This window comes from Streptomyces sp. R818 (assembly GCF_056172735.1).
In genome coordinates, this window is sequence record NZ_JAOCNE010000011.1 from 1 (window position 1) to 20940 (window position 20940).

Here is a 20940-nt window from a genome sequence, read left to right on the forward strand (position 1 = left end):
GATCGACATGGACGGCATCCGCATCCCGACGGGCGCCCCCGTCCTCATCGGCATCGGCTCGGCGGACCGCGACCCGGACCGCTTCCCGTCCCCGGACACCTTCGACATCCACCGCGACCCGCGCGGCCACATGGCCTTCGGCCACGGCATCCACTTCTGCCTGGGCGCCCCCTTGGCCCGCATGGAGGCCCGCGCCGCCATCAGCTCCCTGCTGACCCGCTGCCCGAACCTCACCCTGGCCGAGCCCCCGACCACCTGGCTCCCAGGAATGCTGATGAGAGGCACCCGCACACTGCACGTGCGCTGGTGAGCGGAAGCGCCCCGCCAGGGGCGCGGGGAACGGCGCGAGCAACCACGACGCGAGGGGTGATCGCCCACGACGAAGGACCCCCACGGCGGCGCGTACGAAAAAGGGCCCGCACGATCACACCCCGGCCACCTCATCCACCCGCACCACCCTCCGCTCGGCCCGCGACACCTCACAAGCCTCCGCAACCCGCAACGCGGCCAACGCCTCGAACCCGTCGCACGGATTGACCCGCTCCCCCCGCACCACATCGACGAAGGCGACAAGCTCCGCCTCGTACGCCGCGGCGAACCGCTCAAGAAACCCCGGCCACGGCTTCGCCGCGGCGGGCGGCCCCTCCGGCTCGGTGGAGGCGATCGGCGTACGGTCGTCGAGGCCGACGACGACGGTGTCGCGCTCTCCGGACAGCTCCATGCGGACGTCGTACCCGGCACCGTTGCACCGCGTCGCCGTGGCGGTGGCCAGCGTCCCGTCGTCCAGGGTCAGCACGACCGCCGCCGTGTCGACGTCACCGGCCTCCCGGAACATGGCGGGCCCCGCGTCGGACCCGGTCGCGTACACCTCGACGATCTCCCGCCCGGTGACCCAGCGCAGGATGTCGAAGTCGTGGACGAGGCAGTCCCGGTAGAGCCCGCCGGAGAGCGGCAGGTACGCGGCCGGGGGCGGCGCCGGGTCGGAGGTCAGGGCCCGTACGGTGTGCAGCCGCCCGAGCGCCCCGGACCGTACGGCCTCGCGCGCGGCCACGTACCCGGCGTCGAAGCGGCGCTGGAAACCGAGCTGGAGCACAGTGCCCGCCGCCTCGACCTCGTGCAGCGCGGCCAGGGTCCCGGGCAGGTCGACGGCGATCGGCTTCTCGCAGAACACCGGCAGTCCGGCGCGCGCCGCCCGGCCGATCAGCTCGGCGTGCGCGGCGGTGGCGGCGGTGATGACGAGGGCGTCGACGCCCCAGGCGAAGAGTTCGTCGACGCCGGGCGCCGCCGTCGCCCCGATGCGGTCGGCGAGGGCGGCGGCCCGCGCGGGCTCGGCGTCGGTGACGACGAGCGAGCCGACCTCCCGGTACCGCTCCAGCACACCCGCGTGAAAGGTTCCGATCCGGCCCGTTCCGATGAGTCCGATGCGCATGGACCCAACGTGCCGCTCCCGCCACATACTGTCAATCCTTTGTCCTGACAAACCGGGTTCGTGAGGGTCCGCTGCCACGGCGCTCCTGACGTGGCGCCTTTGTCCGGACAATCTGACTTCCGGACTTCCCGTCAACCACACCCGCCGCTACGCTCGCCCCGTGGCCAAACCCGTAGCCGACCCCACCCTCCCGCTCGAACTCAGCGTCGACCGCACCAGCCCGGTCCCGCTGTACTTCCAGCTCGCGCAGCAGCTGGAGGCGGCGATCGAGCGCGGGGCCCTCACGCCCGGCAGCCTGCTCGGCAACGAGATCGAGCTGGCGGGGCGGCTCGGCCTGTCCCGGCCCACCGTCCGCCAGGCCATCCAGTCCCTCGTCGACAAGGGGCTGCTGGTGCGCCGCCGCGGCGTCGGCACCCAGGTCGTGCACAGCCAGGTCAAGCGCCCCCTGGAGCTGTCCAGCCTCTACGACGACCTGGAGGCCGCGGGCCAGCGCCCCGGGACCCGGGTCCTGGCCAACACGCTCGTCCCCGCCTCCGCCGAGATCGCCGCCGCGCTCGCGCTCGCGGAGGGCGAGGAGGTGCACCGTGTCGAGCGGCTCCGCCTCGCGCACGGCGAGCCGGTCGCGCACCTCTGCAACCACCTGCCCACCGGGCTGCTCGCCCTGGAGGACGCGCGCCTGGAGGCGACCGGCCTGTACCGGCTCATGCGCGCGGCGGGGATCACGCTGCACAGCGCCCGCCAGTCGGTCGGCGCGCGGGCCGCCACCGCCGCCGAGGGAGAGCGCCTCACCGAGCCGGAGGGCGCTCCGCTCCTGACGATGCAGCGCACGACCTTCGACGACAAGGGACGGGCCGTCGAGTTCGGCTCGCACACCTACCGGGCCTCGCGCTACTCCTTCGAGTTCCAGCTCCTCGTACGTTCCTGAACGCGGTCCGCACGCACGCGGTCCGCACGCACGCGGTCCGAACGAACGCGGTCCGAATGTTCTGACAAAGGCGTTGACGCTGCCGGGGGACCCCGCTACAAACTCCTCCAGCCGCACCGCGCGGCCGGAGGAGAGGTGGCTCCACCATGCGCACGCCCCGTACGACGACCCGTACAGCTCGCACGGCCGCGGCGCTCGTCGCGGTGTTCGCCCTCGCCGCCGGCTGCAGCGGATCGGGCGGCAAGGACTCCGAGGACAAGGCGGACGGGCCGTCCGGCGGCCAGGGGGTGACGACGCCACGGCTCAAGATCGCGATGGTGACGCACTCGGGTGAGGGCGACACGTTCTGGGACATCGTCCGCAGCGGCGCCAAGCAGGCGGCGGCCAAGGACAACGTCGACTTCCTCTACTCCAACGACAAGGAGGCCAAGGGCCAGGCCGAGCTGGTCCAGGCCGCGATCGACAAGAAGGTCGACGGGATCGTCGTCACCCTCGCCAAGCCGGAGGCCATGGAGGCGGTGCTCGGCAAGGCGAAGGCCGCGGGCATACCGGTGGTGTCGATCAACTCGGGCTCGGAGTTCTCGCAGAGGTTCGGGGCGCTCAGCCACATCGGCCAGGAGGAGTCGGTGGCCGGTGAGGCGGTCGGCACGAAACTGGCGGACGAGGGCCGGAAGAACGTCCTGTGCGTCATCCACGAGCAGGGCAATGTGTCGCTGGAACAGCGCTGCGCGGGCGTCGAGAAGACGTTCAAGGGCAGCGTCGAGAACCTGAACGTCGACGGCACCAACGCACCCGCTTCCCAGTCGTCCATCGAGGCGAAGCTCCAGGCCGACAAGGACATCGACGCGATCGTGGCGCTCGGCGCGCCGATCGCGGCCCTCGCGGTGAAGGCGAAGGACGGCGCGGGCAGCAAGGCGGAGATCGCCACCTTCGACCTGAACGCCGAGGTCGTCCGGCGCCTCAAGGCGGAGGAGGTCGCCTTCGCGGTCGACCAGCAGCCGTATCTGCAGGGCTATCTGGCGGTGGACGAACTGTGGCTGTACAAGACCAACGGCAACGTCCTCGGCGGCGGGAAACCCGTGCTCACCGGCCCGGCCCTGGTCACCGGTGAGGACGTGCCCCAGCTGGAGAAGTACACCGCGCGCGGCACCCGGTGAATCGTTGGATGATCCCCGTGACCCATACTTGTGCGTTTGGGACCGCGAAATGGTCCCCAAGGACCGGACGACGGTCCACCGGGACCGGCCCGTCGCCGGTTCCGGTGTACGACGCAGCAGACCAAGAAGGGCACGGCCTCGTGGCACGGTTTCGGACCTGGGTGAGCATCGCCGTTGCGGGGGCGCTCGGCCTCTCGCTGGCGGGTTGCAGCAGCACCGGCGGCAAGCGGGCGGAGGACGCCAGGAAGGCCCAGGCCGCGCAGGGCAAGGCCGCGGTGACCACCCCGCGCTGGACCTTCGCGATGATCACCCACTCGGGGGACGGCGACACCTTCTGGGACATCGTCCAGAGCGGTGCGAAGGAAGCCGCCCGCAAGGACAACATCAACTTCCTGTACTCGCACAACGACGAGGCCAACCAGCAGGCGCAGCTCGTCGACGCCGCGATCGACAAGAAGGTCGACGGGATCATCGTCACCCTCGCCAAGCCCGCCGCGATGAAGGCTGCCGTGGCCCGCGCCGAGAAGGCCGGCATCCCGGTGATCACGGTGAACTCGGGCTCCGCGGAGTCCAAGGAGTTCGGCGCGCTCACCCACATCGGGCAGGACGAGAAGATCGCGGGCGAGGCCGTCGGCGAGGAGCTGAACAAGCGCGGCAGGAAGAAGGCGCTGTGCATCCTGCACGAGCAGGGCAACGTCGGCCATGAGCAGCGCTGCGAAGGCGCCAAGGAGACCTTCAAGGGCTCGATGACGAACCTGTACGTGGAGGGCACCAACATGCCCGACGTGCAGTCCTCCATCGAGGCGAAGCTCCAGTCCGACAAGTCCGTCGACGCGGTCGTCACCCTCGGCGCCCCGTTCGCCGCGACCGCCGTGAAATCCGCCGAGGACGCGGGCAGCAAGGCCGAGGTCGACACCTTCGACCTGAACGAGAAGGTCGCCCAGGGCCTCAAGGACGGCTCGCTCGGCTTCGCCGTCGACCAGCAGCCCTACCTCCAGGGCTACCAGGCCGTCGACCTGCTCTGGCTCTACCGGTACAACGCCAATGTGCTCGGCGGCGGACAGCCCGTCCTCACCGGTCCGCAGATCGTGACCAAGGACGAGGCCGCCAAGCTCGAGGAGTACGCGAAGCGGGGGACACGATGACGACGACCGCTCCCGAGAAGCAGCCCGGCAGGCAGCCGGACCCGCCCGTCGACGAGCGGCTGCTGCGCGCCTCGCCCTGGAAGAAGCTCCTCGGCCGCCCCGAGCTGGGCTCGGTCGTCGGCGCCGTCGCCGTCTTCGTCTTCTTCGCGATCTTCGCGGACAGCTTCCTGCGCGCGACCAGCCTCGCGACGGTCCTGTACGCGGCGTCCACCCTCGGCATCATGGCCGTCCCCGTCGCGCTCCTCATGATCGGCGGCGAGTTCGACCTGTCGGCCGGTGTCCTCGTGACGTCCTCCGCGCTGATCTCGTCGATGTTCAGCTACCAAATGACGGCGAACACCTGGGTAGGCGTCGGTGTGTCGCTCCTGGTCACCCTCGCCATCGGCGTCTTCAACGGGGTCATGCTGACCCGCACCAAGCTGCCCAGCTTCATCATCACCCTCGGCACGTTCCTGATGCTGACCGGCATGAATCTGGGCTTCACCAAGCTGATCAGCGGCACCGTCTCGACGAAGTCGATCTCCGACATGGAGGGCTTCTCGTCGGCCAAGTCCGTCTTCGCCTCGACGCTCACCATCGGCGGCATCGACTTCAAGATCACCATCGTGTGGTGGCTCGCGCTGATCCTGGTCGCGACCTGGATCCTGCTGCGCACCCGCGCCGGTAACTGGATCTTCGCGGTCGGCGGTGACGTGGACGCGGCCCGCGCGGTCGGCGTCCCGGTCAACAAGACCAAGATCGGCCTCTACATGGGTGTCGCGTTCGGCGCCTGGATCTCCGGCCAGCACCTGCTCTTCTCCTACGACGTCGTGCAGTCCGGCGAGGGCGTCGGCAACGAGCTGATCTACATCGTCGCGGCCGTCATCGGCGGCTGCCTGATCACCGGCGGCTACGGGTCCGCGGTCGGCGCCGCCATCGGCGCGCTGATCTTCGGCATGACCAGCAAGGGCATCGTGTTCGCCGAGTGGAACTCGGACTGGTTCAAGTTCTTCCTCGGAGCGATGCTGCTCCTCGCGACCCTGCTGAACGCGTGGGTCCGCAAGCGCGCGGAGGCGATCAAGTGAGTACGCAGCTGAGTACGGAGCATGAGCCGGCGGCGCCGCTGGTCGAACTGGACGGCGTCAGCAAGTACTACGGCAACATCCGCGCCCTGGAGGATGTCTCCCTGCTCGTGAACGCGGGGGAGATCACCTGCGTGCTCGGTGACAACGGGGCGGGCAAGTCGACCCTCATCAAGATCATCGCGGGGTTGCACCGGCACGACGCGGGCACCTTCTCGATCGAGGGGGAGGAGGCGAAGCTCGCGAATCCGCGGGACGCGCTGGACCGCGGGATCGCCACCGTCCACCAGAACCTGGCCGTCGTCCCCCTCATGCCGGTCTGGCGGAACTTCTTCCTCGGCTCCGAGCCGACGAAGGGGGCCGGGCCGTTCAAGCGCCTGGACGTCGACCTCATGCGCCGGACGACGCGTGAGGAACTTGCCCGCATGGGCATTGACCTGCGCGACGTCGATCAGCCGGTCGGCACGCTGTCCGGCGGTGAGCGCCAGTGTGTCGCGATCGCCCGCGCGGTCTACTTCGGGGCGAAGGTCCTCGTCCTCGACGAGCCGACCGCGGCGCTCGGTGTGAAGCAGTCCGGGGTCGTCCTCAAGTACGTGGCGGCGGCGCGGGACGCGGGTCTGGGCGTGGTCCTCATCACCCACAACCCGCACCACGCGTACCTGGTCGGTGACCGGTTCGTCCTGCTGAAGCGCGGGGCGATGTTCGGCAGCCACACCCGTGACGAGATCACCCTCGATGAACTGACCCGTCAGATGGCGGGCGGCAACGAGCTGGACGACCTCCGCCACGAGCTCGAACGGGCCCCCGTCCCCACACACCTGGGCGGCCACCCGACGGACCCGGCACGCAAGTAACCCGGCGTTGCTCGCCGCGCCGCCGTCGCGGCTGCCCTCCGGAAGCCATGCGACTGCGCCGCGCCGCCTGCGTTCGCCGTCGGCTTCCCCGCCGTCGTGGCTGGTCGCGCAGTTCCCCGCGCCCCTGAGATGCGCACTCCGTGCGCCATCTCAGGGACGCGGGAGGCCGCACGAAGTGCGCCTCCAGGGGCGCGGGGAACTGCGCGCTCAGCCCGCACGGGCGGATGGTCGCGTGCGAGACCTGAGCCACCCCGCCGGTGGCGGGCATGTCAGGGGCGCGGGGAACTGCGCGCTCAGCCTCCACCGGCCGGTGGTCGCGTGTGCGACATAAGCCACCCCGTCGGTGGCGGGCATGTCAGGGGCGCGGGGAACTGCGCGACCGGCCCCCACCGGCCGGTGGTCGTGGGCGCGACGTGGGCCACCCCGCCGGTGGGCGACACCGGGACCCAGCCCCCCGAACCAGAAACCCGGATCGCGGCGCAGCCACCACGTGAGGCAGAATCGCCGCAATGAGCACCTACCGCGACCTCGCCCACCGGGGCTCCGCCCGGGCCACCGTCCTGCGGACCGTCGGCACCCGGGAGCGCCGCTCGCACCTGACGGCCCCGCGCGTCCCCACCGTCGGTATCGACATCGGCGGTACGAAGGTGATGGCGGGGGTCGTCGACGCGGACGGGGTGATCCTGGAGACGCTGCGGGCCGAGACCCCGGACAAGTCGAAGAGTCCGAAGGTCGTCGAGGACACCATCACCGAGCTGGTCCTCGACCTCTCGGACCGGCACGACGTGCACGCGGTCGGCATCGGCGCGGCGGGCTGGGTCGACGCGGACCGCAACCGCGTCCTGTTCGCCCCGCACCTGTCGTGGCGCAACGAGCCGCTGCGCGACCGCCTCGCGGGCCGCCTGTCGGTGCCCGTGCTCGTCGACAACGACGCCAACACGGCCGCCTGGGCGGAGTGGCGGTTCGGCGCGGGGCGCGGCGAGGAACACCTCGTCATGATCACGCTCGGCACCGGCATCGGCGGCGCGATCCTGGAGGACGGCCAGGTCAAGCGCGGCAAGTTCGGCGTCGCGGGCGAGTTCGGCCACATGCAGGTCGTCCCCGGCGGGCACCGCTGCCCGTGCGGCAACCGCGGCTGCTGGGAGCAGTACAGCTCGGGCAACGCGCTGGTCAGGGAGGCCCGCGAGCTGGCCGCCGCCGACTCCCCGGTGGCGTACAACATCATCGAGCGGGTGAAGGGGAGCGTTCCGGACATCACCGGCCCCCTCATCACCGAGCTGGCCCGCGAGGGCGACGCGATGTGCGTGGAGCTGCTCCAGGACATCGGCCAGTGGCTCGGCGTCGGCATCGCGAACCTGGCCGCCGCCCTGGACCCGTCCTGCTTCGTCATCGGCGGCGGCGTGTCGGCCGCCGACGACCTGCTCATCGGCCCGGCCCGCGACGCGTTCAAGCGCCACCTCACCGGCCGCGGCTACCGCCCGGAGGCCCGCATCGCCCGCGCCCAGCTCGGCCCGGAGGCGGGCATGGTCGGCGCCGCCGACCTGGCCCGTCTGGTCGCCCGCCGCTTCCGCCGCGCCAAGCGCCGCCGCGTGGAGCGCTACGAGCGCTACGACAGGTTCGCCCGTACCGTCGGCGGCGACACCGAGAGCTGAGGCGCGAGAAAGACCCGGGACGACAGGAATGCCAGCCATGACGACGACCGTGCCCCGCCAGCCCCCGTCCCCGGACGAGAAGCCGCCGCGCCGGGGCCCGGACCGCCGCCGCGTGATCCGCCGCCGCGCCCTCACCCTCCTGACCATCGTGCTGCTCATCGGGATCCCCGCCGGCTATCTGGTGATCTCGGCGAACCAGAGCCGCAACAGCGGCAAGGACAAGGAGGCCAAGTACTCGGCGACCGGCCTCACCATCGGCTGGCCCTCCAAGGTGCAGCGGCGGCTCTACGAGATCCCGATCCCCGCGCAGTCCCGTGCCGTCGCCTACTACGAGACGAACAACTACAAGGTCAGCCGCCTGTACGCGCAGTTCCTCACGGACGACGACGGCCTGGACGAGTTCCTCGACGACATCGACAGCGGCACGGACGATCTCACGCAGGACGATCTGCCGATCAGCGAGCGCGACCGGTCCGTGGCGGGCTGGGAGTTCACGGGCCCCGGCCCCTGGTACGGCCTCACGCATCCGCAGAAGGACCCGTCCCCGACCCAGAGCGTCGTGGTGAACCGCTCGAACGCGGACCATCCGATGGTCTACGTCGTCTCGACCACGCACCCCTGACCCAGCCGGCTGTCAGGGTTGTGAACAGCGCATTGCAGTACGGGAGTTGACCTGGGCCGGAGCGCTCCGTCCTCCCTACACTCCGGGCGTGACGACACAGACCGCACCGCCCATGACAGCGCTCGACGAGGCCGCCTACGACCGCCGCAGGCTGCGGCAGTGGCTCGCGGGACGGGCCAGGGCCGGCACCGTGGACCGCCGCGACCTGCTGCGGCTCCTCGCGGCGGCGGGCCTCGCGACCGCGCTGCCGCCGGCCCTCGCCGCCCCGGCCCGCGCGGCGGCCCGGTCCGGCGTGGTGGCGGCCGCGGCTCCCGGCATCGTCAAGCCCCTCCCCACCGACCGCTTCACGGTCCGCGGGACGAACGCCGAGACGAACTTCGCCGCGCTCGCGGGCACCGGCCACTCCACGCCCGTCTCCCACTTCTTCGTCCGCAACCACACCTCGACGCCGCTCATCGACCCGGCGGCCTGGGAGCTGCGGCTGTGGGGCGACGGCCTCGCGGGCGGACGGGAGCGGACCTTCACGCTCGCCGACCTCGAACGGCTGCCCGCCGTGACCCGCTCCGCGTTCGTCGAGTGCGCGGGCAACGGCCGCAGCTTCTACGCGAGCCAGCAGGGCCAGAGCGTCGAGGGCACCGCATGGACCCTGGGCGCGATCGGCTCGGCCCGCTGGCGCGGCGCCCGCCTCGCCGACGTGCTGCGCCTCGCTGGCATCCGGCGCGACGCGGTCGACGTCCTGCCGCGCGGCCTCGACCCCGACTACGTGACGGCGGACGGCACCAATCTCGGCCGGGTGCGCCGCCCGCTCCCCGTGGCGAAAGCCCTCGACGACGTCCTCCTCGCCTACGAGATGAACGGCGAACCCCTCCCACCGGACCACGGCGCCCCGGTCCGCCTCGTCGTCCCGTCCTGGATCGGCATCGCCTCGACCAAGTGGGTGGGCGACATCGAGGTGGCGCGCGAGCCGCTGTTCTCGCCCTGGAACACGCTCTTCTACCGCTTGTTCGGTGCCGCGTACCCGTCCGGGGGCAGCGCCCCGCTGACCCGCCAGACCCTGAAGTCCGCCTTCGAACTCCCGTGGAACGCGACCCTGCCCGCCCACACCCACCACCGCCTCACCGGCCGCTCCTGGTCGGGAACGGGCACCATCGCGCGCGTGGACGTCAGCACGGACGCGGGCCGCACCTGGCACCGCGCCCGGCTCCACGACACCCCGCGCCGCGCCGACTGGGTCCGCTGGTCCGCCCCCTGGCACCCGACCACGACGGGCCCGACGGAGCTCCTCGCCCGGGCCACGGACACCACGGGCCGCACCCAGCCCGCCACCACGGTCCACAACACCCAGGGCTACTTGTTCGACGCGGTGGTCCGGCACGCGGTCACCGTCGTCTGACGTTTCACGACAGCTCCACAGCGGCTCCACAGCCGCCCCGGGAGTCCGACCCGACTCCGGCGGAACCGGGGCGATGTGGGAGCGTGAACGGGTGAGCACGACGACGATCGCACCCCTGCAATACCGCTTCGACGGTCCGGAGGACGCCCCGGTCCTCATCCTGGGCCCCTCCCTCGGCACCACCTGGCACATGTGGGACCGCCAGATACCCGAGCTGGCCAAGCAGTGGCGGGTGTTCCGCTTCGACCTTCCCGGGCACGGCGGCGCCCCCGCCCACCCGGTCGGGTCCGTCGCGGAGCTCGCGAACCGGCTGCTCGCCACCCTCGACGCCGTGGGCGTGCAGCGCTTCGGGTACGCGGGCTGCTCGCTCGGCGGCGCGATCGGCGCCGAGCTGGCCCTGCGCCACCCGCAGCGCGTCGCGTCCCTCGCGCTGATCGCCGCGTCGCCGCGGTTCGGCACGGCCGACGAGTTCCGCCAGCGCGGCGTCATCGTCCGCAGCAACGGCCTGGACCCGATCGCGCGGACGTCGCCGGAGCGCTGGTTCACGTCCGGTTTCGCCGCCGCGCAGCCCGCGATCACGGACTGGGCCGTGCAGATGGTCCGCACGACCGACCCCGGGTGCTACATCGCCGCGTGCGAGGCGCTCGCCGCCTTCGACATCCGAACCGAGCTGGGCGCCATCGGGGTGCCGACGCTCGTCCTGGTGGGGTCGGAGGACCAGGTCACGGGCCCGGCCGAGGCCCGTACGCTCGTCGCGGGGATTCCGGACGCGCGGCTCGCCGTCGTCCCCGGCGCCTCGCACCTGGCCCCGGTCGAGCAGCCCGCGGCCGTCACCGACCTCCTCGTACGGCACTTCTCCTCGGCCTGGATCCCCGGCTACGAGACCGGGCAGCACGCGATCGTCGCCGCCCCCGTCAAGCCGGTGATCGCGCCGCCGCCCCCGCCGGTCGCCCCGGTCGCGGAGATCACCGCGGCGGTCGCGCAGCCGGAGGCGGCCGTGCGCGCCGACCCGCACGAGGCGGGTCTGAAGGTGCGCCGCGAGGTCCTCGGCGACGCGCACGTGGACCAGGCGCTCGCGACGGCCGACGACTTCTCCGGCGACTTCCAGGCGTTCCTCACCCGCTACACCTGGGGCGAGGTCTGGAACCGCGGCGGCCTCGACCGCCGTATGCGCTCCGCCGTCGCCCTGACGGCCCTGGTCGCGGGCGGCCACCACGACGAGCTCGCCGCCCACACGCGGGCCGCCCTGCGCAACGGGCTCACCGCCGACGAGATCAAGGAAGTCCTGATCCAGACGGCGGTCTACTGCGGGATGCCCGCCGCGAACGCCGCGTTCAAGGTGGCCAAGGAAGTCATCCGCGAGGAGACGACCCCCCAGGAGTAGCGGCCCGCCGCACGTTTCCCCGTGCGGCGGAGCAGGATGGGACCCATGAAGTTCACGAAGAAGTCCCACTCCTGCGTCCGCCTGGAGAAGGACGGACAGACGCTCGTCATCGACCCGGGCGGGTTCTCCGAGGAGGACGCCGCGCTCGGCGCCGACGCGATCCTGGTGACGCACGAGCACCCCGACCACTTCGACGAGGCACGGCTGCGCGCCGGGATGGAGGACAACCCGGCCGCGCGGATCTGGACGCTGAAGTCGGTGGCGGAGCAGCTCTCGGCGGCGTTCCCGGGCCGCGTCCACACGGTCGGGCACGGCGACACGTTCACAGCGGCCGGGTTCGACGTCCAGGTCCACGGCGAGCTGCACGCCGTCATCCACCCCGACATCCCGCGCATCACGAACGTCGGCTATCTCGTGCGGGGGGCGGAGAGGGGTTCCGTCTTCCACCCCGGCGACGCCCTCACCGTCCCCGACCAGCCGGTCGAGACGCTGATGCTGCCGGTCATGGCCCCGTGGAACAAGATCTCCGAGGTCATCGACTACATACGCGAGGTGAAGCCGAGCCGCGCCTACGACATCCACGACGCGCTCCTGACCGATCTGGCGCGGCCGATCTACGACCGGCAGATCGGCGGGCTCGGCGGGGCGGAGCATCTGCGCCTGACGCCGGGCGACTCGGCGCAGGTCTGAACTGCCGCTACTCGCCGAGGAGTCCGAGCACCTCGGCCGTCGTGCCGAGCTGCGCGATGCGCGGGAAGATCTTGCCCATCGCGTGCTCGTGGGACGCGGCGTCCGTGTCGGTCGTCGCGTCCGTGACGATCACCTGGTGGTAGCTCAGCTCGAACGCGGAGCGCGCGGTCGACTCGACGCCGATCGACGTCGAGATGCCGCCGAGCACGATCTGCGTGACGCCGCGCCGGCGCAGCTGCAGGTCCAGCTCGGTGCCGGTGAACGCGCCCCAGTGCCGCTTGGTGATCACGATGTCGTCGCCGAGCGGGCCGAGGTCGGCCGGGAACTCGGCGAACTCGGCCGGCGGCGCCTGCGTCATGCCCGGCGCCTCGGAGCGGCTCACCGGCAGGTCGCCGCCGTCGGGCGACCACATCACGCGTACGCGGACGACGGGCAGGTCCTTGGCGCGGAAGGCGTCGGCGAGCCGGACGGCGTTCTTCAGCACGTCGGCCGAGGGGTGCACCGTGGGGAGGCCGAGGATGCCGTTCTGGAGGTCGATGAGGACGAGGGCGGGGCGCTCGTCCAGGGGGGTGCTGATGCTCATGATGCGCAGGCTACCTGTCTGACAGGAAAACTTGCAAGGTTGCCTGTCTATGTGGGGGAGTGGCGTGGGCTAGTCGTCGCGGGCCCGTTGTCACACCCGGCGGGTAGGTTGGACCGCATGCGCATTGCTACGTGGAACGTGAACTCGATCACCGCGCGCCTCCCGCGCCTCCTGGCCTGGCTGGAGTCCAGCGGCACCGACGTGCTGTGCATCCAGGAGACCAAGTGCTCGGCTGAGCAGTTCCCCACGGACGAGCTGCGGGAGCTGGGCTACGAGGCGGCGGTCAACGCCACTGGGCGGTGGAACGGGGTGGCGGTGCTGTCCCGGGTCGGCCTCGAGGACGTCGTGCGGGGGCTGCCCGGCGACCCCGGGTACGAGGGGGTCGAGGAGCCGCGCGCCGTCTCCGCGACCTGTGGGCCGGTGCGCGTGTGGTCGGTGTACGTGCCGAACGGGCGAGAGGTCGGGCATCCGCACTACGCCTACAAGCTGGCGTGGTTCGAGGCGCTGCGGGCGGCCGTCGCGGAGGACGCGGCCGGGGCGCGGCCCTTCGCGGTCCTCGGCGACTACAACGTCGCTCCGACCGATGACGACGTCTGGGACATCTCCCTCTTCGAGGGCGCCACGCATGTCACTCCGGGTGAGCGTGAGGCGCTGGCCGCGCTGCGTTCGACCGGGCTGTCCGATGTGGTCCCGCGCCCTCTCAAGTACGACCGTCCCTTCACGTACTGGGACTATCGGCAGCTCGGGTTCCCCAAGAACCGGGGTATGCGGATTGATCTGGTGTACGGGAACGCGGCGTTCGTCGAGGCCGGTAAGGATGCGTATGTCGACCGGGAGGAGCGGAAGGGCAAGGGGGCTTCGGATCACGCTCCCGTGGTGGTGGATCTGGACGTGTAGCGCGACTGCGGGTGAGTGGGGGCTGGTCGCGCAGTCCCCCGCGCCCCTGTGATGCGCACTGCGTGCGGCATCCCTTCGCTCGTCCCAAGGCGCCGCGCCGTCGTGGCTGGTCGCGCCGTTCCCCGCGCCCCTGGAATGCGCACTTCGTGCGGCATTCACCCGTTCTCGGGTGCGGGTTTCGTCGTGGTTGCTCGCGCCGTTCCCCGCTCAGGGGCCCATGGGGCTGCGGCGGAGCCGCATGCTCCAGGGGCGCGGGGAACTGCGCGACCAGCCACGGCGAGAGGCGCGCGTCCCCCGCCGGACCGGTTGGACTACGGCGCGAGGAGGCGCAGGTCCACAGAGTTCGCCAGCGCAGCGAGACCCGCGTCGCCGGGATGCAAGTGGTCCCCGGAGTCGAACTCCGCCCGCATCCGGGAGGGCCGCTCCGGGTCACGGATGACCGCGTCGAAGTCGAGCACCCCGTCGAACCCGGCCCCGGCCCCGCGCAGAACCCCGTTCACAGCCACCCGCTCCGCATCAGCCGCAGCCGTGCACAACGCCTCCCCCTCGCACGGAGTGATCGTCGCCCCGATCACCTTCAGCCCCCGCGCATGCGCCCGCCGCGCGATCTCCCGCAGCCCGGCCACCACCTGCTCCGCGCTCGCCCCCCACCGCACGTCGTTGACGCCCTGGAACACCACGACGGTCCGCGCCGAGGTCTGCGAGAAGACGTCGCGGTCGAGCCGGTGCAGGGCGCTGACCCCGCCCGTGTCGGTCGAGATGCCGTCCCCGGGGTACCGGTCGGCGACGACCCGGTTCGCGGAGATGCCTTCGTTGAGCACGCCGTACCGGGGCACGTCCGACTGCGCGAGCAGCCGCGTGGCCAGCACGTTCGGCCACCGCCGGTTCGCGTCCCGCGTCGACCGCACGCCGTCCGTGATGGAGTCGCCGAGAAGGACCACCGATCCCGGCCCGCCGCTCACGTCGACCCCCGTGAGCAGCGGCCAGTACGAGAGCGTCGACGTGTACGCCGACCCCGCCGCCTCACCGGCGTGATCACCCGGCTCACTCACGTACGACGTCTGGATCGCCTGACTGTGCACGGGCGCGGCGGCGACCGGCTCCGGCAGATGGAAGCTGACCAGCAGGTTCGTGTCGGCCGGGACCCGGAAGCCGACCGGGTCGCTGTACGCCTGGCCGCCCGCGGGCAGCACGGCCCCCCGCGCGCCCCGGAACGTCAGCCGCACCGGCTTCCCCCGCGCCGCCGCCCCGGCCCCCTGCACCGCCACCGCCGCGCTCCCGATCCGTACCGGCGTCGACGCGAACGTGTTGTCGAGCCGGACGCGGACCCGCGACCCGCCGACGCTGCTGTGCACGACGAGCCGCACCGTGCGGTCGGCCCAGGGCCCGACCGTCGTGTACCCGGCGGGGGACGCCGCCCAGGTCCCGGTCCAGCCGGTCGCCGCCGCGCGGACCGAGAGCGCGAAGACGTGCAGAACCGCACCCCCATGCGTCGCGCCCCCATCCGTTGCACCCCCATCCGTCGCGCCGCCGCCCGTCGCCCGGGGCAGGTCCACCGACGAGATCCGGTGACCCGGCCGCACCGGCACCGTCACCACGTACAGGCGGGTCTTCTCGGTGAGCTGCCCGCCGGGCGTGTTGCGGTGCGGCAGGGCCACCGACTTCGTGGCGAGTGGGCCCGTGCGCCAGTCGGGCGCGGTGAGCGTGTACGCGGACCGGGAGCCGTCGGCGTAGCGCACGGTGCCGGAGCCGTGCGCGTCGCCGCCGGTCCCGGCGACGAGGAACGCCAGCGCGTCGCCCCGGCCGCTGATGCGGACGCGCTGACCGTCGGCCCTTACGTTGTCGGGTCCGGCGCCCGCCGAGCGCGGCCAGGTGAGGCGGGCGCCCTCGACGCCGAGCCGGGTGCCGGGTGTCCAGCCCGCGGCCGTCAGGTCCTGCGCGGAGAACGAGCCGCCCGCGCCGTCGAAGTCGGCGGCTCCGGGCGCGGTGTCGTCGCTGACCGCGCGGTTGTCGAAGAGCCGCTCCAGGGGGAGCGGCCCGGGTCTGTGCGGGGCCGTGGTGGCGCCCGCGGCCGTGACGGGGGCGAGGCCCGCGCAGACGGCCAGGGCGAGGACGGTGGACCAGGTGCGTCGGCGCACGACCGGCTCCCTTCATGGTGCGGCTGGCGTGACGGTGCGCACTGAAGGTAAGGAGGAGGTGACGACGGGTCAATGAGGTGCGGCCGAAGGCGGCGTGAACTCACCGCGAACGTAGGCCAGCGCGCCTGTGGTGCGAGGGCGGGGCCGAATGCGAGGCTGGTCGGTATGAAGATCCCTTTCGTGGAGCATTGGCGCAAGAGGTACGGCGCGGCGGCGGTCGCCGTCGTCCCGCCGGACGGGACCGACGCGGCCGGGCTCGCCGAACTCCTCGCCGAGTGCGAACTGTTGCGCGCCCAGGCGGAGCAGTCCGGGGTCGAACTCGACGACTCCGTGCAGTCCTTGGCGGCGCTCGACCAACTGGTGCCCCGCTGGCGGGAGGACGAGGAGGCGCTGCACTGGCTCGGCAATGACGCGGGCCTCTACCTCGGCACCGTCCTCGTCCGCCGGGTGCCCGGCACCGCGTGGGTGATCTGGTCCGACGGGCAGCCGGTGGTGCGGCTCGCGTCGGGCCGGGAGATCGACGTGGTGGAGGCCGGTCACGCCTGGGCGGCGAGCGGGGTCCCCGAGTTGTCGCAGTTCTACGCGGAGGCCGCCGAGTTCTAGCGAGGGCCGGTGCCCGGACGCAGTTGAGCCGCAAATACGGTTAATGCCCATACTCGCGTGTCGTCCGTTAAGTCCTATATCGGCGTGGATAGTTTGCGCGGACCGACACAGCTGAGAGTGGGCAGGTACTGCCATGGCCGTCGATCCGTTGATCGAGCTGCGTGACGTGAACAAGCACTACGGGGAGCTGCATGTCCTCCAGGACATCGATCTCGCCGTCGGCAAGGGGGAGGTGGTGGTGGTCATCGGCCCTTCGGGGTCGGGAAAGTCGACGCTCTGCCGGACGATCAACCGCCTGGAGACCATCGGGTCGGGGTCGATCCGGCTCGACGGCCGGCCGCTGCCCGCGGAGGGCAAGGCGCTCGCCCGGCTGCGGGCCGAAGTCGGCATGGTCTTCCAGTCCTTCAACCTCTTCGCGCACAAGACGGTCCTGCAGAACGTCTCGCTCGCCCAGGTGAAGGTCAGGAAGCGCAAGAAGGACGAGGCCGACCGGCGCTCCCGGGAACTCCTGGACCGGGTCGGGCTCGCCGCGCACGCCGAGAAGTTCCCCGCCCAGCTCTCCGGCGGCCAGCAGCAGCGCGTGGCCATCGCCCGCGCCCTGGCCATGGACCCGAAGGCGCTCCTCTTCGACGAGCCGACCTCGGCCCTCGACCCCGAGATGATCAACGAGGTCCTGGAGGTCATGCGGCAACTGGCGCGCGAGGGCATGACGATGGTCGTCGTCACCCACGAGATGGGCTTCGCCCGCACCGCCGCCGACCGCGTCGTCTTCATGGCGGACGGCAGGATCGTCGAGGACCGCGCCCCGGAGGACTTCTTCGCCCGCCCCGAGAGCGAGCGCGCCCGGGACTTCCTCTCCAAGATCCTCAAGCACTGACGGGGAGTGCAGCACGCATGATGCGCAGATCGCCACTGCTGCTTGCCGCCCTGGCGCTGACGGCCCTCGCCGCCACCGCCTGCGGCAAGGAGGGCAGCCCGCCCGTCAAGGGCCCGTCGGGGGACGAACTCCCCCAGTACACCGTCGCGCGGGGCTTCTCCCTGCCCGACTCCCGTACGTGGCGGGCCGCGCAACGGCGCGGCCACTTCGTCGTCGGCGCCAAGGAGGACCAGCCCTACCTCGGCGAGAAGAATCCGGCCAACGGCGTCTACTCCGGGTTCGACATCGAGATCGCCAAGATGGTCTCGGCCTCGCTCGGCCTGGACCCCAAGAAGATCACGTTCAAGACGATCGCCTCCGCCAACCGCGAGACGGCCCTGCAGAACGGCCAGATCGACTACTACGTCGGCACCTACACCATCAACGACAACCGCAAGAAGCTCGTCGGTTTCGCCGGGCCCTACTACATGGCGGGCCAGTCCCTGCTCGTGCGCACCGACGAGGACGACATCAAGGGCGCGGACGACCTCGACGGCAAGCGCGTCTGCTCGGCCGCGGGTTCGACCCCGTACCAGCGGATCCAGGCCGACCACCCGAAGGCCGACCTCGTCGCCTACGACACGTACTCGATCTGCGTCGACAACCTCCTCACCTATCAGGTCGACGCCGTCACCACCGACGACGCGATCCTGCTCGGCTTCGCCGCCAAGGCGCCCGACGAGATGAAGCTGGCCGGCAAACCGTTCTCGCAGGAGCCGTACGGGATCGGTCTCCCGCGGAGCGACGACGCGCTGCGGTCCGCCATGAACGACGCCCTGGAGGCCCGGCAGAAGAACGGCGACTGGAAGCGCGCCTACGAGGCCACGCTCGGCCTGTCCGGCGAGTCCGCCCCGAAGCCGCCCGCCATCGACCGCTACCCGGCGAGCTGAGGAGCGCGACCGTGAACGTCCTGACCGACAACTTCTCGCTCTACTGGAAGGGCTTCCTCGGCACCGTCGAACTCACCGTCTACGCCTCGGTCCTCGCGCTCGTGCTCGGGTTCCTCATGGCGTCCTTCCGCGTCGCGCCCGTCGGCTCCTTCCGCGCCCTCGGCACCGCCTGGGTCACCGTCCTGCGCAACACCCCGCTCACCCTGCTGTTCTTCGCGGTGCTGCTCGGGCTGCCGCGCTTCGGGCTCGTCCTGCCCTTCACCGTCTTCGCGGTGCTCGCGCTCGGCTGCTACACCTCCGCGTTCATCTGCGAGGCGGTGCGCTCCGGCATCAACACCGTGCCCAAGGGGCAGGGCGAGGCGGCGCGCAGCCTGGGCATGACCTTCGGCCAGACGCTGACCCACGTGATCCTGCCGCAGGCGTTCCGGTCCGTGATCCCGCCGGTCGGCTCCACGCTCATCGCGCTGGCCAAGAACTCGGCGATCGCGGGCGCGTTCAGCGTCGTCGAGCTGCTCGGCACGTACAAGACGCTCAGCGAACTCGGCTACAACATCATCTGGACGTTCGTCTGGATCGCGATCGGCTACCTCGTCATCACGCTCGCCATCAGCGCCCTGTTCAACATCCTCGAGAAGCGCTGGGGGGTCGCCCGATGAGCCACCTGCTGAGCCGCCCGAAGCGGCGGCGGCTGAAAGCCCTCGACCACGACTCCACCGCCCTCTACGACATCCCGGGCCCGAAGACGGAGCGCCGCCACCGCCTCTACGGCGTCCTGTCCACCCTCCTCGTGCTCGCGCTCGTCGGCTGGATCCTCTACCTCCTCTTCGACACCGACCAGTTCACGCGCACCAAGTGGATGCCGTTCGAGTACAAGGGCATCCAGGAACTGCTCCTGCGCGGCCTCGGCAATACGCTGAAGGCGTTCGCCATCGCCGCCGTCCTCTCGCTCGTCCTCGGCACGCTCCTCGCCGTGGGCCGCCTCTCCGACCACAGGCCGGTGCGCTGGCTCGCCACGCTCTTCGTCGAGTTCTTCCGCGCCATGCCGGTCCTCGTGATGATCTTCTTCATCTACGTGGCCCTGAAGATGGAGCCGCTCTCCGCGCTTGTCGCCGGACTGACGCTCTACAACGGGTCCGTGCTCGCCGAGGTCTTCCGCTCCGGCATCAACTCCGTGGAGCGCGGCCAGCGCGAGGCGGCGTACGCGCTCGGGATGCGCAAGACGCAGGTCATGACGCATGTCCTCGTACCGCAGGCCGTACGGGCGATGCTGCCCGCGATCATCAGCCAGCTGGTGGTCGCCCTGAAGGACACCTCGCTCGGTTATTTGATCACGTATGAGGAGTTTCTCCATGCCGGGAAGCTGATCGCTTCGAACCTCGACTACGATTTGCCCTTCATCCCTGTGGTGATGGTGATCTCGCCGATCTACATCGGGATGTGCATGCTGCTGTCGTGGTTCGCCCAGTGGGTGTCCAAGCGGCAGCGGCGCAATCCCAAGACCGAGGCCGCGGATGTCGCCCCGGCCGAACCAGGGACGCTGCTGCCAGGGGTGCAGTAGCCGGAGCATGGGCAGTCCTCGCCCGGCAGCCGGAGATCACTTCGCATTCCGTGCGGAGAAGGTCAGCTGCGCGCGGGACGGGACGCGCCTGCTTGCCGAGGCCGAGCGGGCCCTTGTCGCCTTCGTACGCGGCAGGGGCACCGCTCCCCTTGGTCTTCAACGGGGTTTGGCGGGCCTACTTCGCGCGGTGCGAGGTGCGCGGCCCCGCCGGGGCCGGCAGCGGCGTCTGCGCGGCCCGTGTGACATCGCCCACCAGTTCGACCACGTCGGGCCCGTACGCGCCCGAGTTGACGACCTTCAGGAGCAGCACGAACGAGGCGTTGCCGTGCTTGCGCGCGAGCCGCTCGTGGTTCCGGGCGAGGTAGCGGGTGGCGGCCTGGTGGGTGATGGGCAGCTGGCCGCAGAAGAGGAACACCGGCCGCGCCTCCTTGGCCTGGCCCGCCGTCAGCCGGGCGAGGACCACGTACTCCGTCATCCCGGGCTCCAGGCGGTAGCGCTCGGAGCCGATCTGGAAGGCGCCGCGGTCGGGGCCCGGCTCGGGGTCGTTGTTGACCCGGATGCCGGGCAGCAGGCTGACCATGTGCGCGGCCATCCGCCGGTTGGCTACCGGGCCGCCGATGCAGAACTCCGTGCGCTCGCCGAAGCCCTGCTGGGCCGTGTCGTGCGCGACGACCTGCGCGTGGGCGCCGCAGTCCTTGACGATCGCGGAGAGTTCGAGGAGCGCGAAGACGTCGTGGCGCCGCACCATCAGGTCGGGGCCGCCCGCGTCCCGGTTCACCACAAGCAGCGACTCGGAGTTGTCGGGCAGCCCGAAGAAGGCCTGCTTGCGGCGGAGGCGGCGCTTCCACAGATGGGCGCGGACGAGCCAGCCAAGGGCGGCGCCGACGCCCGCCGCGATCAGGCCGACGACGATGGAGCGCACGTCTTCAGTCATGGGCGCGCACTCTAGCGGGCGGACACACCGGCCGGACACACCGGTGTTCGAGGGGGTCCTGACGTCGCTGACAAGTCAAGTTACGCTGCGCGGACGGCTGTTGACCGGA

The 20940-nt window shown here is 71.3% G+C and carries 21 protein-coding genes; 17 read left to right on the forward strand and 4 right to left on the reverse strand.

Annotated features, from left to right (window positions below):
- Nucleotides 1-310: cytochrome P450 (locus N5I75_RS24845; protein WP_476680754.1), on the forward strand; the 310-nt coding region annotated here is incomplete at its 5' end.
- Between the two features lie 114 nt (nucleotides 311-424).
- On the opposite strand, the gene N5I75_RS24850 is transcribed toward N5I75_RS24845, so the two are convergent.
- The gene (locus N5I75_RS24850) at nucleotides 425-1429 is read right to left on the reverse strand and encodes a Gfo/Idh/MocA family protein (protein WP_476680756.1); all 1005 of its coding nucleotides are present in this window, start codon (nucleotides 1427-1429) and stop codon (nucleotides 425-427) included.
- A gap of 160 nt (nucleotides 1430-1589) precedes the next feature.
- Between N5I75_RS24850 and N5I75_RS24855 the strand changes: the two genes are divergently transcribed.
- From N5I75_RS24855 to N5I75_RS24900, 10 genes are all read left to right on the forward strand, one after another.
- Nucleotides 1590-2354 carry a GntR family transcriptional regulator gene (locus tag N5I75_RS24855; RefSeq protein WP_476680758.1) on the forward strand — a complete coding sequence of 255 codons (765 nt, stop codon included), beginning with the start codon at nucleotides 1590-1592 and terminating at the stop codon, nucleotides 2352-2354.
- 146 nt (nucleotides 2355-2500) lie between these two features.
- Complete coding sequence (locus tag N5I75_RS24860) at nucleotides 2501-3511, forward strand: sugar ABC transporter substrate-binding protein (protein WP_476680760.1); 1011 nt, start codon at nucleotides 2501-2503, stop codon at nucleotides 3509-3511.
- 140 nt (nucleotides 3512-3651) lie between these two features.
- Nucleotides 3652-4656, forward strand: coding sequence for a sugar ABC transporter substrate-binding protein (locus tag N5I75_RS24865; RefSeq protein ID WP_476680762.1), 1005 nt, complete (start codon nucleotides 3652-3654; stop codon nucleotides 4654-4656).
- A complete protein-coding gene (locus tag N5I75_RS24870) occupies nucleotides 4653-5720 on the forward strand; it encodes an ABC transporter permease (protein ID WP_476680764.1) in 1068 nt (355 codons plus the stop codon). The genes N5I75_RS24865 and N5I75_RS24870 overlap by 4 nt, the downstream gene beginning before the upstream one ends.
- Nucleotides 5717-6571: an ATP-binding cassette domain-containing protein gene (locus N5I75_RS24875; RefSeq protein WP_476680766.1), complete on the forward strand. Its 855-nt coding sequence runs from the start codon at nucleotides 5717-5719 to the stop codon at nucleotides 6569-6571. The genes N5I75_RS24870 and N5I75_RS24875 overlap by 4 nt, the downstream gene beginning before the upstream one ends.
- Before the next feature lie 509 nt (nucleotides 6572-7080).
- The gene (locus tag N5I75_RS24880; RefSeq protein WP_476680768.1) at nucleotides 7081-8223 is read left to right on the forward strand and encodes an ROK family glucokinase; all 1143 of its coding nucleotides are present in this window, start codon (nucleotides 7081-7083) and stop codon (nucleotides 8221-8223) included.
- Between the two features lie 37 nt (nucleotides 8224-8260).
- Nucleotides 8261-8845: a sugar kinase gene (locus N5I75_RS24885; protein WP_476680770.1), complete on the forward strand. Its 585-nt coding sequence runs from the start codon at nucleotides 8261-8263 to the stop codon at nucleotides 8843-8845.
- Nucleotides 8846-8957: 112 nt separating this feature from the next.
- Nucleotides 8958-10238 (forward strand): sulfite oxidase, encoded by a 1281-nt coding sequence (locus N5I75_RS24890; protein ID WP_476681266.1) that lies wholly within the window; start codon nucleotides 8958-8960, stop codon nucleotides 10236-10238.
- Between the two features lie 73 nt (nucleotides 10239-10311).
- A complete protein-coding gene (gene pcaDC, locus N5I75_RS24895) occupies nucleotides 10312-11622 on the forward strand; it encodes a bifunctional 3-oxoadipate enol-lactonase/4-carboxymuconolactone decarboxylase PcaDC (protein ID WP_476680772.1) in 1311 nt (436 codons plus the stop codon).
- A 45-nt stretch (nucleotides 11623-11667) separates the two neighbouring features.
- Nucleotides 11668-12312 (forward strand): MBL fold metallo-hydrolase, encoded by a 645-nt coding sequence (locus N5I75_RS24900; RefSeq protein WP_476680774.1) that lies wholly within the window; start codon nucleotides 11668-11670, stop codon nucleotides 12310-12312.
- 7 nt (nucleotides 12313-12319) lie between these two features.
- Here N5I75_RS24900 and N5I75_RS24905 read toward each other — a convergent pair whose 3' ends face one another.
- Entirely contained in the window at nucleotides 12320-12895 is a 576-nt protein-coding gene (locus N5I75_RS24905) for an isochorismatase family protein (RefSeq protein ID WP_476680776.1), read from the reverse strand.
- 117 nt (nucleotides 12896-13012) lie between these two features.
- On the opposite strand from N5I75_RS24905, the gene N5I75_RS24910 reads away from it, so the two are divergent.
- The gene (locus N5I75_RS24910) at nucleotides 13013-13792 is read left to right on the forward strand and encodes an exodeoxyribonuclease III (RefSeq protein WP_476680778.1); all 780 of its coding nucleotides are present in this window, start codon (nucleotides 13013-13015) and stop codon (nucleotides 13790-13792) included.
- 311 nt (nucleotides 13793-14103) lie between these two features.
- Here N5I75_RS24910 and N5I75_RS24915 read toward each other — a convergent pair whose 3' ends face one another.
- Nucleotides 14104-15930, reverse strand: coding sequence for an SGNH/GDSL hydrolase family protein (locus N5I75_RS24915; protein WP_476680780.1), 1827 nt, complete (start codon nucleotides 15928-15930; stop codon nucleotides 14104-14106).
- Nucleotides 15931-16095: 165 nt separating this feature from the next.
- Here N5I75_RS24915 and N5I75_RS24920 point away from each other — a divergent pair, with 165 nt between their 5' ends.
- From N5I75_RS24920 to N5I75_RS24940, 5 genes are all read left to right on the forward strand, one after another.
- Nucleotides 16096-16533, forward strand: coding sequence for a DUF6278 family protein (locus N5I75_RS24920; RefSeq protein WP_476680782.1), 438 nt, complete (start codon nucleotides 16096-16098; stop codon nucleotides 16531-16533).
- 133 nt (nucleotides 16534-16666) lie between these two features.
- Nucleotides 16667-17410 (forward strand): amino acid ABC transporter ATP-binding protein, encoded by a 744-nt coding sequence (locus tag N5I75_RS24925; protein ID WP_476680784.1) that lies wholly within the window; start codon nucleotides 16667-16669, stop codon nucleotides 17408-17410.
- 17 nt (nucleotides 17411-17427) lie between these two features.
- Nucleotides 17428-18339, forward strand: coding sequence for a glutamate ABC transporter substrate-binding protein (locus N5I75_RS24930; protein WP_476680786.1), 912 nt, complete (start codon nucleotides 17428-17430; stop codon nucleotides 18337-18339).
- Between the two features lie 11 nt (nucleotides 18340-18350).
- A complete protein-coding gene (locus N5I75_RS24935; protein WP_398193992.1) occupies nucleotides 18351-18995 on the forward strand; it encodes an amino acid ABC transporter permease in 645 nt (214 codons plus the stop codon).
- A complete protein-coding gene (locus N5I75_RS24940; RefSeq protein WP_476680788.1) occupies nucleotides 18992-19897 on the forward strand; it encodes an amino acid ABC transporter permease in 906 nt (301 codons plus the stop codon). Before N5I75_RS24935 ends, N5I75_RS24940 begins: the two co-directional genes overlap by 4 nt.
- A 175-nt stretch (nucleotides 19898-20072) precedes the next feature.
- Here the strand turns inward: N5I75_RS24940 and N5I75_RS24945 are convergent, their stop codons facing one another.
- Complete coding sequence (locus N5I75_RS24945) at nucleotides 20073-20831, reverse strand: hypothetical protein (protein ID WP_476680790.1); 759 nt, start codon at nucleotides 20829-20831, stop codon at nucleotides 20073-20075.
- Nucleotides 20832-20940: the final 109 nt, after the last annotated feature.